Origin of the sequence: Halalkalicoccus sp. NIPERK01 (assembly GCF_030287405.1) — an archaeon.
Taxonomy (GTDB): Archaea; Halobacteriota; Halobacteria; order Halobacteriales; family Halalkalicoccaceae; genus Halalkalicoccus.
Map to the genome: position 1 here is coordinate 191,350 of NZ_JASVVV010000002.1, position 15,350 is coordinate 206,699.

Annotated in this window: 12 protein-coding genes; 9 read left to right on the forward strand and 3 right to left on the reverse strand. The window is 66.9% G+C overall.

Annotation, left to right across the window (positions count from 1 at the left end; translation table 11 throughout):
- Positions 1 to 273: 273 nt before the first annotated feature.
- The gene (gene gatB / locus QRT08_RS07010) at positions 274 to 1,761 is read right to left on the reverse strand and encodes an Asp-tRNA(Asn)/Glu-tRNA(Gln) amidotransferase subunit GatB (RefSeq protein WP_286045218.1); all 1,488 of its coding nucleotides are present in this window, start codon (positions 1,759 to 1,761) and stop codon (positions 274 to 276) included.
- A 119-nt stretch (positions 1,762 to 1,880) separates the two neighbouring features.
- Here gatB and QRT08_RS07015 point away from each other — a divergent pair, with 119 nt between their 5' ends.
- The 4 genes from QRT08_RS07015 (at position 1,881) to QRT08_RS07030 (ending at position 7,263) form a co-directional block, all read left to right on the forward strand.
- Positions 1,881 to 2,105 (forward strand): DUF7518 family protein, encoded by a 225-nt coding sequence (locus tag QRT08_RS07015; RefSeq protein ID WP_286045219.1) that lies wholly within the window; start codon positions 1,881 to 1,883, stop codon positions 2,103 to 2,105.
- A gap of 17 nt (positions 2,106 to 2,122) precedes the next feature.
- Complete coding sequence (smc, locus tag QRT08_RS07020; protein WP_286045220.1) at positions 2,123 to 5,704, forward strand: chromosome segregation protein SMC; 3,582 nt, start codon at positions 2,123 to 2,125, stop codon at positions 5,702 to 5,704.
- Entirely contained in the window at positions 5,697 to 6,515 is an 819-nt protein-coding gene (locus tag QRT08_RS07025; protein ID WP_286045221.1) for a segregation and condensation protein A, read from the forward strand. The genes smc and QRT08_RS07025 overlap by 8 nt, the downstream gene beginning before the upstream one ends.
- Positions 6,516 to 6,774: 259 nt before the next feature.
- Positions 6,775 to 7,263: a DoxX family protein gene (locus tag QRT08_RS07030; protein WP_286045222.1), complete on the forward strand. Its 489-nt coding sequence runs from the start codon at positions 6,775 to 6,777 to the stop codon at positions 7,261 to 7,263.
- A gap of 42 nt (positions 7,264 to 7,305) precedes the next feature.
- Here QRT08_RS07030 and mtnP read toward each other — a convergent pair whose 3' ends face one another.
- Complete coding sequence (mtnP, locus tag QRT08_RS07035) at positions 7,306 to 8,160, reverse strand: S-methyl-5'-thioadenosine phosphorylase (protein ID WP_286045223.1); 855 nt, start codon at positions 8,158 to 8,160, stop codon at positions 7,306 to 7,308.
- A gap of 81 nt (positions 8,161 to 8,241) precedes the next feature.
- Between mtnP and QRT08_RS07040 the strand changes: the two genes are divergently transcribed.
- Positions 8,242 to 8,679 carry a nucleoside deaminase gene (locus tag QRT08_RS07040; protein WP_286045224.1) on the forward strand — a complete coding sequence of 146 codons (438 nt, stop codon included), beginning with the start codon at positions 8,242 to 8,244 and terminating at the stop codon, positions 8,677 to 8,679.
- A 107-nt stretch (positions 8,680 to 8,786) separates the two neighbouring features.
- Positions 8,787 to 10,160 (forward strand): MATE family efflux transporter, encoded by a 1,374-nt coding sequence (locus tag QRT08_RS07045; protein WP_303650259.1) that lies wholly within the window; start codon positions 8,787 to 8,789, stop codon positions 10,158 to 10,160.
- Between the two features lies 1 nt (position 10,161).
- Here the strand turns inward: QRT08_RS07045 and QRT08_RS07050 are convergent, their stop codons facing one another.
- Positions 10,162 to 10,860 (reverse strand): phosphoribosyltransferase, encoded by a 699-nt coding sequence (locus tag QRT08_RS07050; protein WP_286045226.1) that lies wholly within the window; start codon positions 10,858 to 10,860, stop codon positions 10,162 to 10,164.
- A gap of 110 nt (positions 10,861 to 10,970) precedes the next feature.
- Here QRT08_RS07050 and QRT08_RS07055 point away from each other — a divergent pair, with 110 nt between their 5' ends.
- The 3 genes from QRT08_RS07055 (at position 10,971) to ppsA (ending at position 15,329) form a co-directional block, all read left to right on the forward strand.
- Entirely contained in the window at positions 10,971 to 11,993 is a 1,023-nt protein-coding gene (locus tag QRT08_RS07055) for a DUF7544 domain-containing protein (RefSeq protein ID WP_286045227.1), read from the forward strand.
- A 22-nt stretch (positions 11,994 to 12,015) separates the two neighbouring features.
- A complete protein-coding gene (locus QRT08_RS07060; protein WP_286045228.1) occupies positions 12,016 to 12,918 on the forward strand; it encodes a PhzF family phenazine biosynthesis protein in 903 nt (300 codons plus the stop codon).
- A 95-nt stretch (positions 12,919 to 13,013) separates the two neighbouring features.
- On the forward strand, positions 13,014 to 15,329 hold the full coding sequence (gene ppsA, locus QRT08_RS07065) for a phosphoenolpyruvate synthase (RefSeq protein ID WP_286045229.1): 2,316 nt from the start codon (positions 13,014 to 13,016) through the stop codon (positions 15,327 to 15,329).
- Positions 15,330 to 15,350: the final 21 nt, after the last annotated feature.

Below are 15,350 nucleotides of genomic sequence, written 5' to 3' on the forward strand. Positions count from 1 at the left end.
CCTCGTTGGCCGGGAGGCGGCATCAATCGCGGCGGCGGGTTTCATCCGGTGAAAACGGGCGACGGCTCCGAGGCCGACGCCAGCCGTGCGCTCGGCGGCGTCGATGGGCCGACTCGACCGAAACGTATTAGCGTTCTCGGGCGGGTGAACGAATCGATGACGACCGACGCATCCACCACGACGACGGAACTCGAGATCGTAGAACCGACGAGCGAAGCCTGCATGATGGGCGTCCAGTTCGCCTTCGACGTCGCGACCGCGCTGTTCTAGATCCTATCCTTCGAGGCGCTCGCGTAGCAGTCGGTTGACCTGTCCGGGGTCGGCGCTGCCGCCCGTCTTGCCCATCACCTGCCCGACGAGGAAGTTGATCGCGCCGTCGTCGCCCGACTCGACGTCGGCGACCGCCTCGGGGTTCTCCTCGATGGCTTCCGTGACGGCGGCGGCGACCGCCTCGTCGTCGGTCTTGCCCAACCCCTCCGCCTCGACGACGGCGTCGGGGTCGGCCCCCGAATCGAGCATCTCCCGGAGGACGACCTCGCGGGCGTTCTTCGCGGTGATCTCCTCCTCGGAGACCAGTTCGACGAGCCGTCGGACCTCGGCCAGTCGGTCCTCGACGTCGGCCACTGCCATGTCGCGGTAGTTGAGTTCCCCCAGCAGGTCGTCGGCGACCCACGTCGCCGCCAGGTCGGGGTCGAAGTCGCCCGCGAGGTCCTCGTAGAAGTCCGCGACCTGTTTCGTCGAGGTGAGCTTCGCGGCGGCCTCCTCGCCGAGGCCGTACTCCTCGCGGAAGCGCTCGCGTCGGGCGTCGGGCAGTTCGGGGATCGCGATCGCCTCCTTCCAGTCGGCCACCCGCAGGACAGGGAGGTCGGCCTCCCGGAAGTAGCGGTAGTCCTTCTCCTCCTCCTTCGAGCGCATCGAGACGGTGATCCCCCTCGATTCGTCCCAGTGGCGCGTCTCCTGTTCGACCTCGCGCCCGCGTCGGACGGCGTTTCGCTGGCGAGTGACCTCGTAGGCCAGCGCCTTCTCCGCGCCCTTGTGGCTCGAGATGTTCTTCACCTCGGTCCGGTTGGCCTCGGCGAGGGCCTCCTCGCCGATCGAGCCGTCGGCCTCGACCTCGCTCTCGGGGACCAGCGAGATGTTGGCGTCGACTCGCAGGGAGCCGTCGCGCTGGCTGTCGAAGATCCCCAGGTACTCGAGGACCTCCTCCAGTTTCGCGAGGAACGCGCGGGTCTCCTGCGGACTCCGGAAGTCGGGCCGGGTGACGATCTCCATCAGCGGGATCCCGGCGCGGTTGTAGTTCACGAGGGTGTGATCGGCGGTCTCGATGTTCCCGCCCTCGTGCTGGAGGCTGCCGGGGTCCTCCTCCAGGTGGGCGCGCTCGATCCCGATCGCTCGGCGCTCGCCCTCGACCGTGATCTCCAGTTCGCCGTCCCGACAGAGCGGGGCGTCGTACTGCGTGATCTGGAAGTTCTTCGGCAGGTCGGGGTAGTAGTAGTTCTTCCGGTGGAAGCGCGTCTCGGCGGGGATCTCGGCGTCGATGGCCTTTCCCAGCTTCACCGCCGACTCGACGGCGGCCTCGTTCAGCACGGGCAGCGCCCCCGGAAGGCCGAGACAGGTCGGACAGGTGTGGGTGTTGGGATCGGCGTCGGCCAGGTCGGTCGAACAGCCACAGAACACCTTCGTGTCGGTCTCGAGTTGGACGTGGACCTCGAGCCCGATCACGACCGCGAGATCGCGCTCCTGGGTCGCCTGCGCACTCATTGGGCGGGCTTCGGCCCGGATCGCATAAAGGCTACCGGGAGCGCGTGCGGACCCGACTGGTTGGACGGCGGACACGTGTCTGACACAGGTTTATGTCCGGCGAGCGAGGTAATGAGGGTATGTCGAACAGAGTCGAGGATCTCGAGTCCCGGGTTCAGGAGCTCGAAGCCACCGTCCGCGGGCTCACCGAGGAGCTCGTCGAGGCGAACGAACGGATCCGGGTCCTCGAATCCCAGCACGAGGAGGAGACGACCGTCGAGGGACGCGAGATCGGAGTCGAAACCGATAGGAGCGAGGAGGACGAACCGAAAGACGACGCAGCGGACGACATCATCGTCGCGTAGCCGCGTCCGTCCCCACCATGCACATTCGAGAGCTCGTCCTCGAGAACTTCAAGAGCTTCGGCAGGAAGACCCGAATCCCCTTCTACGAGGACTTCACCACCGTCAGCGGCCCGAACGGCTCGGGCAAGTCCAACATCATCGACAGCGTCCTGTTCGCGCTGGGACTCGCCCGAGCGCGCGGGATCCGCGCCGAGAAGCTCACCGACCTCATCTACAACCCCGGCCACGACGGCGAGGGCTCGCAAGAAGGCCCCCGCGAGGCCAGCGTCGAGGTCGTGCTGGACAACGCCGACGGCACCCTCGCGCGCGAGCAGGTCGTCAGTGCCGCCGGCAGCGACGACATCGGCGACGTCGAGACCATCTCCGTTCGGCGGCGGGTCAAACGGACCGAGGACAACTACTACTCCTACTACTACCTCAACGATCGGTCAGTAAATCTCTCGGACATCCAGGACCTGCTGGCGCAGGCCGGCGTCACCCCCGAGGGCTACAACGTCGTCATGCAGGGCGACGTGACCGGCATCATCAACATGACCGCCGGGCAGCGTCGAGAAATCATCGACGAGATCGCGGGCGTCGCGGAGTTCGACGCGAAGAAGGACTCGGCCTTCGAGGAGCTCGAAACCGTCAAGGAGCGCATCGAGGAGGCCGAACTCCGCATCGAGGAGAAACAGGACCGCCTCGACCAACTCGAGGACGAACGCGAGACGGCCCTGCAGTACAAGAGCCTGCGCGAGGAGAAAGAGGAGTTCGAGGGGTACCTGAAGGCCGCCGAACTCGAGGAAAAGCGCGCGGAACTCGACGCCAAGGAGAGTCGGATCGAGGAGAAGCGCGCCGAGTTGGACGCCCTCCGGCGGGAACTCGACGAGAAGCAGGGGGCCGTCACCCGCCTCGAAGAGGACCTAGAGGACTTAAACGCCGAGATCGAGCGCAAGGGCGAGGACGAGCAGTTGGCGATCAAACGCGAGATCGAGGAGGTCAAAGGCGAGATCAGCCGGCTGGAGGGGAGAATCGAGAACAGCGAGGAGGCCATCAGCGAGGCCGAAAACGACCGTAGGGAGGCGTTCGTCGGGATCGACCGGAAGGAGGAGACGATCGCTGACCTCGACCGGGAGATCCGCGAGACGAAGTTGGAGAAGGCCTCGGTGAAGGCCGACATCCAGGAGAGGGAGGCCGAACGCGAGGGGATCGAGGAGGAGATCGATAACGTCGACACGGAGTTCGACGAGTTGAAGGCCGATCTGCAGGAGAAGAAGGCCGTCCTCGAGGAGGCGCGCGACGAGCGAAACGAACACCAGCGCGAGCAGGACCGCCTGCTCGACGAGGCGCGCCGCCGGTCGAACGCGATAAGCGAGAAGGAAGCCGAACGCGAGGAGGCCCTCGACGGGATCCCGGAGATCGAAGCCGAGATCGGCGACCTGGAGAACGAACGCGAGCGCGCGGCGAAGAACCGCGAGCAGATCGACGCGGTGGTCGAGGACCTCAGAGGGGAGAAACGCGACCTCCAGGGGAAGCTCGACTCGATCGAGGACGACCTGCAGGGAAAACAGCAGGAGTACGCCGAACTCGAAGCCAGAGCCGGCGAGAGCGGGGATAGCTCCTACGGGCGGGCGGTCTCGACGATCCTCAACGCGGACTTCGAGGGCGTCCACGGCACCGTCGGCCAGCTGGGCGGTGTCGACTCGCGGTACGCCACCGCGTGTGAGACCGCGGCGGGCGGCCGGCTCGCCAACGTCGTGGTCGACGACGACGGCGTCGGCAAACGCTGTATCGAGCACCTCAAGTCGCGCAACGCGGGCCGGGCGACGTTCCTCCCGCTGACGGAGATGCGAACGCGCTCGCTGTCCTCGCCGCCGCGCGCGGAGGGCGTGATCGACTTCGCGTACGACCTCGTCGACTTCGACGACGCCTACTCGGGCGTCTTCTCGTACGTGCTCGGGGACACGCTCGTCGTCGAGGACATCGACACCGCCCGCGACCTGATGGGGCAGTACCGACTGGTGACGCTCGAAGGCGAACTCGTCGAGAAGAGCGGCGCGATGACCGGCGGGAGTCGCTCCGGTTCCCGGTACTCCTTCTCGAAGTCGGGCAAGGGCCAGCTAGAGCGGGTCGCCGAGGCGATCACCGGCCTGCAGGACCGCCGCGAGTCGGTGCGTTCGGAGCTCCGGGACGCAGAGGAACGACTCGAAAGCGCGCGCGACCGGAAGACGGAGGCGGCCGACCAGGTCCGAGAGATCGAGGGCGCGATCGAGAGGAAACGCGAGGCCATCGAGGAACGCGAGACGAAAGCCGAGCGGCTCGCGGATGAGATCGAGGAGCTAACCGAGGCTCGCGGCGACGTCGACGAGCGGATGGGCGAGATCGAGTCGAAGATCGCCGAGGCGACCGAGGAGATCGAACGGCTCGAAGGCGAGATCGCGGAGCTCGAGGGCGAACTCGCCGACTCGGAGATCCCCGAGCTGACCGCCCAGCTCGAGGAGATCGACGACGAGATCGACGACCTGGAGGACGACCTCGACGAGCACGACGCCCGACTCAACGAACTCCAACTCGAGAGACAGTACGCGGAGAACGCCATCTCGGACCTCGACGAGCAGGCGTCGAGCGCCGAGGAGCGCATCGAGAAACAGGAGGCGCGGATCGAGGGGTTCGAGGCGGAGATCGAGGAGCAGGAGGGGCTTCTCGAGGAGAAACGCGAGGCGGTCGAGGAGCTCGAAGCGGAGCTCACCGAGAAGAAAGCAGAGCGCCGCGAGCTTCGGGGCACTCTGGGAGAGGCGATCGACGAGCGCGACGAGAGCAAGGAGCGCGTCGGGTCGGTCGAGAGCCGACTCGAAGGCCTGCAGGCGAGCGCCCGCGGGCTCGAAACCGACATCGCGGACCTCAAGAGCGAGGTCGGCGAGTACGACCCCGAGGAGATTCCCGATCACGAGACGGTCGAGGGCCGGATCGCGGAACTCGAAGACGAGATGGAGGCCTTAGAGCCGGTGAACATGCTCGCGATCGACGAATATGACCGGGTCGAAGGCGAGTTGGAGACGCTCACGGATCGAAAGGACGTGCTCGTTGAGGAACGCGAGGGGATCACCGATCGGATCGACTCCTACGAACGCCAGAAACGCGAGACGTTCATGGACGCCTACCGGGCGATCGACGAGCAGTTCCGGGACATCTTCTCCCGACTCTCGGCGGGAACGGGCGAACTACACCTCGAGGACGAGGCAGAGCCCTTCGAGGGCGGGCTGACGATGAAGGCCCAGCCGGGCGATAAGCCCATTCAACGACTCGACGCCATGTCGGGCGGCGAGAAGTCGCTGACGGCGCTGGCGTTCATCTTCGCCATCCAACGCTACAACCCCGCGCCGTTCTACGCGCTCGACGAGATCGACGCGTTCCTCGACGCGGCGAACGCCGAGCGGGTGGGGGAGTTGGTCGACGAACTCGCGAGCGACGCCCAGTTCATCGTCGTCTCGCACCGGTCGGCGATGCTCGAACGCTCCGAACGCGCCATCGGCGTCACCATGCAGGGGAACAACGTCAGCAGCGTCACAGGGATCGACCTCGCAGGAACCGCCGAGGAGGCCGCGAGCGCCGATGACTGAGATCGTCCAGCCGCCGGCGTCCGCGGAGGAGAGCGAACCCGTCGAGCTGTTGGTCCAGCTCGCAGAGGAGGGCGAGATCGAACCGTGGGACATCGACATCGTCGAGGTGACCGACGCCTTCCTCGCGAAACTCGACGCGGCGGACCTCCGAACGTCGGGCCGAGCGCTCTTTTACGCGAGCGTCCTGTTGCGGATGAAGAGCGACGAACTGCTCGCCGAGGACGAGGAGGAAGGGGAGTTCGACGACTGGGAGGCCGAGATGCGGATGGGCGGGGAGTTCGAGGAACCGTTTCCGGAGGACCCCATCGCGGACCTCGAACGCGAGATGGAGCGCCGACTCGACCGCAAGCACGCCCGCGGGTCGCCCGAGACGCTCGACGAGCTAGTCAGGGAGCTCCGGGAGGCCGAACGCGACTCGTGGTGGAAGGAGTCGAGGGAGTACGACACCTCGGGGTCGCCGAAGGGCTTCCAGCGGGGGGTCCAGACGCTCGATTACCACGCCGCCGACGAGTTCCGCGCCGAGGACGAACCCACCGCCGAGGACGTGACGGGAACGGCCCACGGCGAGGACATCGAGGAGACGATCTCGACCGTCTACGGCGCGCTCGACGAGCAGTACGGCGCCGGGCGCGAGGAGATCCTCTTCGCCGAGATCAGCGAGGCCGGCGGGTCGCGCGTCGAGACGTTCCTCGCGCTGCTCTTTCTGGCTCACCGCGGACAGGTCCGCCTCCAGCAGGACGACCTCTTCGGCGACCTCTGGGTGCAGAACCCCGCCGCGGCCGCCGAGGGAACGGAAGCGATCGCCGACTGAGCCTGCGTCGTGGTAGCAAGTAGCAATACATTTATTGTGGATCACGTAGTATGACAGAGTATGTCACCCACTAGACTCCGCGAGCGGCTGACCGAAACCGAGGGGCGCGTCGATCCCGAGGAGTTCGTTTCGGCGCTCGACTACGTCCGCGGCAACTGAACGAACGGCGGTGACCGAAGGGTCAGGCAACCGTCCGGTCAGAACGTTCTCAAAAATGTTTATCTTCTAAGGAGAACACGACTAGCCGTAGGTAATTCACATGGGGACACGAGTTCAGGACGGTGCGGTACGGGGCTGGAGCCCGCTGTTCCTGCGGTTCGCGCTCGGGTTCGTCTTCCTGGTTTCGGGGGCCGGGAAGGTGTTCGCGGTCGGGCCGGAGGCGACGGGAATCGGGGGCTTTGCGGGCTTTCTCGCGAGCCTCGGCGTCCCATCGCCCACGCTGTTCGCGTGGATCGTCGGTCTGGTCGAGTTGGTCGTCGGCCTGCTGTTGCTCGTCGGCCTGTTCACGCGGTACGCGGCGGTGTTGCTGGCGATCGACATGCTCGTGGCGACCTGGCTCGTCCACACTCCCAGCGGCTTCGCCGTCGGCAACGGCGGCTACGAGTACACCCTGGTGTTGATGCTCGTCTCGATCGCCCTCGTCTTCAGCGGTCCCGGCCGCCTCGCGCTGGAGTACGCGATCTTCGACCACGAACTCCTGCCCGGCAACCGCGGTCGGTCCGAACCCGCCGACGAGGTGAAGGCCTGAAAACGACCCCCCGCTTTTGCCCGCCACCCGCACCGAGGGCCCTCAGAGATACTCGCCGACCAGCGGATCGACCCGTTCTCTGGTCTCCTCGGGGATCGCTTCCGTGGGCGTGTTGACAGTGCCTTCGAGGGAGGTGTGTGCCTCGCAGGTGTGGTCCTCGGGGAGGGTTCGGATCGCCTCCTCAACGACCACCTCGATCGCCTCCTGGTTCCTCTCGGCGTTTTCGAGCACTTCCTGAAGGGTGACCTCGCCCCCCTCCTTCCAGACGTCGTAGTCGGTGACGCCGGCGACGGTGGCGTAGGCGATCTCGGCCTCGCGGGCGAGTTTCGCCTCCGAGATCGCGGTCATACCAACTAAATCCCAGCCCTGGCTCCGATAGAACTCGCTTTCGGCCCGGGTGGAGTACTGCGGACCCTCGATGCAGACGTAGGTCCCGCCCTTCGAGACCTCGGCGTCGGTCGCCTTCGTTGCGGCCCCGGTCAGGTGATCGACGAGTTCGGGGCTGTAGGGGTGGGTAAAGGGCTGGTGGACGACGATACCCTCGCCGTAGAAGGTCATCTCGCGGTGGCGGGTGCGATCGACGATCTGGTCGGGGATCACGAGCGTCCCCGGTTCGAGGCCCTCTTTGAGCGATCCGACCGCGTTCGAGGCGAAAATGTGGGTCACGCCGACCGTTTTGAGCGCGTAAATGTTCGCCCGGTACGGGAGGTTCGTCGGCGAGCGCCCGTGGTCCGGGCCGTGTCGGGGCAGGAAGGCGACCTCCCGACCGGTATCGGAAAACTCGCCAATAGTGACGGGGGCGCTCGGTTCGCCGTAGGGCGTTTCGACGTACTCTTCGCGGGTGTTCTCGAGTGGGAGTGCCTCGTAGATGCCGCTGCCGCCGATGAAGCCGATCATACCCTGTTTTCTCGGGAGGCGCTACAAAACCGTGCTGGATCCGACCGGAAGGGCCACCTCCCGGTAGCGCCATCTCACCGTATGTCCGAGAAACGATTCATGCGCCGAGCCATCGAACTCGCCCGCGAGGCCGCAGAACGCGGCGACAACCCGTTCGGTTCCGTCCTCGTCCACGACGGCGAGATCGTGATGGAGGACTCGAATCGAGTCGCCACCGAGGACGACGTCCGCCGCCATCCCGAGTTGAACCTCGCACACCTCGCCGTGCGCGAGTACGATCCCGAAGTACGGGAGGAGATGACGATGTACACCAGCACCGAGCCGTGTCCGATGTGCGCCGGCGGGATGCGCTATGCGGCCTTCGAGCGCGTGGTCTACGCGACCTCCGGGCGCGACATCGCCGCGTTCACCGGCCACGAACCGGGCGTCCGTGCAAGCGAGATCCTCGATGGAGTGACCGAGGTCGAGGGCCCGCTCCATCGCGAGGAGGCCCTCGCGCTCCACGAGTCGGTCTGGTAGTCCGCCGGAGGCGGTCCACAAGACAGATATAGTCCCGATGGTTTCGGTTCGTAGTAGTGTCCACGGCCCGCGAACGCTCGCTCACCGAGGGCGGATTGGTCCGCCCGATGGTCCGCCTCGCGTGGCCGATGGTCGTCATCCAGCTGCTGCAGGTCGCGTACAACGTCGCCGACACGGCGTTCCTGGGCGCGGTCTCGGCCGACGCCGTCGGCGCGCTGAGCCTCGCCTTCCCTCTCATTTTCTTCCTGATCTCGGTCGGCGGGGGCTTCACCGCCGCCGGCGCGATCCTCGTCGCCCAGTATACGGGGGCAGAAAGCGGCCGGAGCGCCGACGTGATCGCGGGCCAAACCCTCGCGTTCGTCACCCTGTTGGCGTGTGCCCTCGCTGTTTTGGGGTATCTCTCGACCGACTGGCTGCTCTCGCTGTTCCCGGCGGGCGCAGGTACGGAACAGCGGATCGTCCCGCTCGCCGCGGATTACATGCGCATCTACTTCCTGGGCTTGCCCTTCCTCTTCGGCTTCTTCATCTTCGTATCGATCATGCGTGGCTACGGCAACACCCGCACTCCCATGCGCGTGATGGTCGTCAGCGTCGCGATCAACGTCGCGCTCGACCCCCTGTTGATCTTCGGGGTCGGACCCCTCCCCCGTCTGGAGATCGAGGGCGCGGCGGTCGCCACCATCACCGCGCGCGCGGTCGCCACGGGACTGGGACTCTACGTCCTCTTTTACACCGACGCCGGCCCGGACATCCAGCCCGCTGATCTCGCCCCCCGCTTCGAACACGTGAACGACATCGTCAAACTGGGTACCCCGAGCGCGGTCGAGCAGTCGTCCTCGTCGCTCGCGTTCGTCGTCCTGACGGGGATGGTCGTCGCCTTCCCCCCGGAGATCGTCGCCGCATACGGGCTCGGAAACCGGCTGATCTCGCTGGTCTTCCTGCCCGCGATGGGGCTCTCGCAGGCGATCGATACCGTCGTCGGACAGAACCTCGGGGCCGAGAAGCCCGACCGGGCCGCACGGGCCTCGAAACTCGCGATGGGGCTGGTGTCGGTGGTGATGGCCGCCCTCACCCTCGTCGCCTACCTGTTTCCCGAACCCATCGTCGGGGTCTTCCTCACCGCCGACACCCCCGGCGCGTCGACGACCATCGCCTACGGCGTCGAGTACCTGCGAATCGCGGCGTTCATGTTCGTCTTCCTCGGCGTCCTGCAGGTCCTGCTGGGCACCTTCCGGGGCGCGGGCAGCACCAAGACCGCGATGGTCTTCTCGCTGATCACGCTCTGGGCCGTCCGGGTGCCGCTGACGTATTATCTGGTGTTTCTCGCGGGGTGGGCCGAGACGGGAATCTGGGTCGCGGTCGTGATGGGCGACGTGGTCGGCTGTCTGGCGGCGCTCGCGTGGTGGGCGCGGGGAACCTGGAAGGAGCGGTACGTCGAGGTCGAACGGGGCCCCGTCCCGGCCACCGCGAGCGAGGACTGACTCACTCCTCGAGGAGTCGCCACTCGTTCGCGCCGCTGCGCTCGATGGCCTCGCGGCGTTCCATCTCGACGAGCACCTCGTTGAGCCTGTTGGGCTGGGCGATCTCCATCTCGATGCGCTCGACGTCGTGGAACTCGGCGAGGTAGTGACGGACGTCGTCGGAGGAGAACGCCTCCTCGTCGGCCTTCGCCATCACGCCCGAGATCAGGTCGATCATGTCCTCGATGAAGTTCCACGGGTAGACGACCCACGCCCACTCCTCGAGTCGTTCGCCGACGAAGTCCGGCTCGAACTCGCTGGTCTGGAGCAGTTGCAGGGTCGCGGTGCGCACCGCGCCCGCCTCGCGCTCGGTGACGTACTCCTGGGCGCGCTCGATCGAGCCACCCGTGTCGGCGATGTCGTCGATGACGAGGACGTTCTTCCCCCGAACCGACCCCTCGGGCATCGGATACCGGATCTGGGGCTCGCCGCTCTTCTGGGCCGTACCCACATAATGTTCCATCTTCAGGCTCGTCAGGTCGTCGAGCCCCAGGAAGTCGCAGATACAGCGCCCGGCGAACCAGCCCCCACGCGCGAGCGCGACGATCACGTCCGGTTCGAACTCCGAGCGTTTGACCTCGGTGCTCACCGTCCGACAGAGTCCGTAGATGTACTCCCAGTTGGTGATGGTGCAGTTGAACTCCTCGGGGAGATCGGACATGCTATGGCTGTCTGCAGGACCGCTCCCGGTTTAAGTCGTCTGGCTTCCCACGGGCGGGGGAGACCGGCGCCCGCCGGTAGGGATTTAATCGGGTCCGGTGAAAACCCGTCATGGCGCTGTACGCGATCGACGACCTCGACGACGCGTGGGTCGCGACCCGGGAGTTCCTCACGCCGCTGTCGGCGAGACGGCTGCTCGCGCTCGCCGTCATCGTCTTCTTCGTCGGCGGCTCGGGAAGCGGCTTCCCGGGGAGCGCGAGCGGGACCGGCGTACCGGCGGAGACCGACGCGGGGGTGACGCCGTCGCTCGACGCCCTCTGGACGGTCGTCGCCGAGAACGCGCTCGTGATCGGGCTGGTGGGCGCGGCGGCCCTCCTCGTGGTGCTGGCGTTCGCGTTCGTCGGCGCGCTCATGGAGTTCGTCCTCGTCGAGTCGCTTCGCACCGACGAGGTCCGTTTGCGGGACTACTCGCGGGCGTTTCTGGGCGAGGGACTCCGCCTGTTCGGGTTTCGCATCGCCATCACCGCCGTCGGGCTGATTCCGGCCCTCGCGCTCGTCGGGTTCGGCCTCGCGACCGCCGGGACGGGCGCCCTCACCGAACTCGGCGGGGTCGCGCTCGTCGCCCTCGCGCTGCTCTCGGTCCCGGCGTTCGTCCTGCTCGCGCTCGTCGACGCCGCCACCACCGCGTTCGTCGTGCCGGTCATGCTCGTGCGCGAGACCGGCGTCCTCGGCGCGTGGCGGGCGTTCTGGCCGACGCTCGCCGGCCAGTGGCCCCAGTACCTCGCGTACGGTCTCGTGGCGCTGCTGCTCAACGTCGCCGTCGGGTTCCTGTTCGCCCTCCTGCTCGGGATCGTGGCGCTGTTCTTCCTCGTCCCGTTCGCGATCATCGCCGCGAGCACCACGCTGATCGTCTCGGAGCCGATCGTCGCGGCCGTTGCGGTCGTCCTCGGCTCGCTGTTCGTCCTCTTTCTCGGGATCGTGGTGCTGCTCGTACAGGTGCCGGTCCTGACCTACCTCCGGTACTATGCGCTGTTCGTCCTCGGGGACACCGACGGGGGACTCGATCCGATCCCCGAGGTGAGGCGGACCGTGCGCGAGCCGAACGAACGCGACGACGCCCCCGAACCCCTATAGGGTCGCCGTCCCGACGGCGCTCATGGAGAGACGCATCCACCTCGTCGACGCCTTCACCGGGGAGCCACTGACGGGCAACGCCGCCGGCGTGGTGCCCGACGCCGCCGGCCTCGACGAGCGCCAACAGCAGGCGATCGCTCGCGAACTCGCGGTCAGCGAGACGGCCTTTCTGACCGATTCGGACCGGGCGGACCGCCGGATCCGGTATTTCACCCCCACGACCGAGGTGGACCTCTGTGGCCACGCGACGATCGCGAGCCACGCCCACCTGTTCGAGGCGGGGGAACTCGAGGCGGGAACACACACCCTCGAAACGAACGTCGGCGTCCTCGAGATCGAGGTCCGCTCGGATGGAGCGGTCTGGATGACCCAGGACGACCCGCGCGTCGAACGGGTCGATCTCGACTACGACGAGGTGGCCGGCGCGCTCGGAATCGACCGCGCAGCTCTAACGGACGTCGGTGCTGACCTCCCGCTCGCGGTATCCTCGACCGGCTTTCCCGTCCTCGTGGTCCCGGTGAACTTCCTCGAAGGCCTCGGGAACGCCGCCCCCGACGACCGAGAGATTGCCGACCTCTGCGAGGACGTCGGCGCGATGGGCCTGTACGCGTTCACGTTCGACACGCTCACGGCGGAAGCGACCCTCCACGGACGGATGTTCGCGCCGCCCGCGGGCATCTCGGAGGACCCCGTGACCGGCACGGCGAGCGGCGCGGTCGGGGCGTACCTCCGCGAGGTCGACGCGTTCGGCGAAAGCGAGTTCCCCGAGGAGATGCGCTTCGAGCAGGGCCACTTCCTCGACCGTCCGGGCGAGGTCCGGGTCCGGGTCGAGGAGACGGTGCGCGTCGGCGGCCGTGCGGTCGAGGCGCTCTCGGGGACCCTCTCGGTGCCCGAACGCGAGGACGACGGGATCGTCGAGCCGTAGAACCGACCGTTTACTCGAATATGGATAGTTGATTCCCCGAACGTCCGGTTCGGTCGCAACCTTCTTTACTCGCCTCGGTGTCGATCCGGACGTAAATGGCAGTACGCTGGCTCGCGGAGATCGGCGCGGACGACATCGAGACCGTCGGCGGGAAGGGCGCCTCGCTCGGCGAGTTGACGGGCGCGGGACTGCCCGTTCCGCCCGCGTTCATCGTCACCGCGGGGACCTACCGCGAGTTCATCGAGAACGCCGGGATCGCAGACGAGATCCACGAGGCCGTCGACGTCGACGTCGAGGACTCGAAGGCGCTCGCGGGCGCACAGGAGCGTGCGAACGAACTCATCCTCGAGACCCCGTTTCCCGACGAGTTGCGCGAGGAGATCCTCGCGGCCTACGCCGAGTTCGAGGACGACCCGTTCGTCGCCGTCCGGTCGTCCGCGACCGCCGAGGACCTCCCCGACGCCTCCTTTGCCGGCCAGCAGGAGACCTTCCTCAACGTCACCGGCGAGGACCTCTTAGAGCGCGTCAAGGAGTGTTGGGCCTCGCTGTTCACCCAGCGGGCGATCTACTACCGCAAACAGCAGGGCTTCGACAGCGAGGAGGTCAATATCGCGGTCGTCGTCCAGCGGATGGTCGACGCCGAGAAAAGCGGCGTGATGTTCACGAGCCACCCCTCGACGGGCGACCCGCGCATCATCCTCGAGGCCGCGTGGGGGCTCGGCGAGGCGGTCGTTTCGGGCTCCGTGTCTCCGGATAACTACGTCGTCGACCGCGAGAGCGGCGAGATCGAGGAGGAGACGATCGCCACGAAGAAGCTCCAGTGCGTCCGCGACGAGGAGACGGGCGAAACGGTGGAAGAGGAGGTCCCCGAGGGGAAGCGCGAGGCGCGCGTGCTCGAAGACGCCGAGATCGCCGAACTGATCGAACTCGGCGAGCGCGTCGAGGACCACTACGGCACGCCACAGGATGTCGAGTGGGCGATCGTCGAGGGGGAGGTGTTCATGCTCCAGTCCCGCCCGATCACGACGATCAGCGACAGCGCGAACGAGGAGGCGGAATCCGAGCTGATGAAGGGGATCGCCGACGGCAACGGGGGGTCGATGGAGTACGACGAGCGAGAGGGGAGCGACGAAAACGACGGCGAGGAACTCGTCCACGGGCTGGGATCGAGCCCCGGCCGGGCGAGCGGCGCCGCGCGGATCGTCACCAAGCTCGACCAGCTCGACAAGGTCGAGAAGGGCGACATCATCGTCACCCAGATGACGACCCCCGACATGGTGCCCGCGATGAAGCGTGCCTCGGGGATCGTCACCGACGAGGGCGGGATGACCTCGCACGCCGCGATCGTTTCTAGAGAACTCGGCGTCCCCGCCGTCGTCGGGACGAGCAACGCCACCACGGTCATCGAGGACGGCCAGCAGATCACCATCGACGGCGAGCGCGGCAGCGTCGAGGCCGGTAAGGCGAGCGACGAGCCCGAACACGAACCCGTCGAGTCGGTCAGGCCCGAAACGCCGGTCAAGCCGATGACCGCCACCGAGGTGAAGGTCAACGTCTCGATTCCCGAGGCCGCGGAACGGGCCGCGGCGACCGGCGCGGACGGCGTGGGCCTCCTGCGGATCGAGCACATGATCCTCTCGCTGGGGAAGACGCCCCAGAAGTTCGTCGCCGAGAACGGCGAGAAGGCCTACGTCGACGAGATCGTGAGCGGCGTTCGAACGGTGGCCGACGAGTTCTACCCGCGGCCCGTCAGGGTCCGAACCCTCGACGCCCCGACCGACGAGTTCCGCCAACTGGAGGGCGGGGAAGACGAGCCCCACGAACACAACCCGATGCTCGGCTACCGGGGAATCCGCCGCAGCCTCGACCGGCCGGACGTCTTCGCGTACGAGCTTCGGGCGTTCAAGCGCCTCTACGAGATGGGCTACGACAACGTCGAGGTCATGTTTCCGTTAGTAAATGACGCGACCGACGTCCACGCCGCCCGCCGGCTGATGGAGGAGGCGGGGATCGACACCGACCGGCGGTCGTGGGGCGTGATGATCGAGACGCCCGCGAGCGCGCTCTCGGTCGAGGGGATGGCGGAGGCCGGCATCGACTTCGCATCCTTCGGAACCAACGACCTCACCCAGTACACCCTCGCCGTCGATCGCAACAACGAGAACGTCGCCGGCCGGTTCGACGAACTCCATCCCGCCGTGCTGGAGCTGATCGAGAGTACCATCGAGACCTGCCGGGACCACGGCGTGAAGACGAGCATCTGCGGGCAGGCCGGCTCGAAACCGCGGATGGTCCAGCACCTGGTCAACACGGGCGTGAGTTCGATCAGCGCGAACATCGACGCGGTGCGGGACGTCCAACACGAGGCAAAACGCGTCGAGCAGAAGCTGCTGTTGGACTCGATCCGGTAGGAAAACGGTCGCGACCTATCG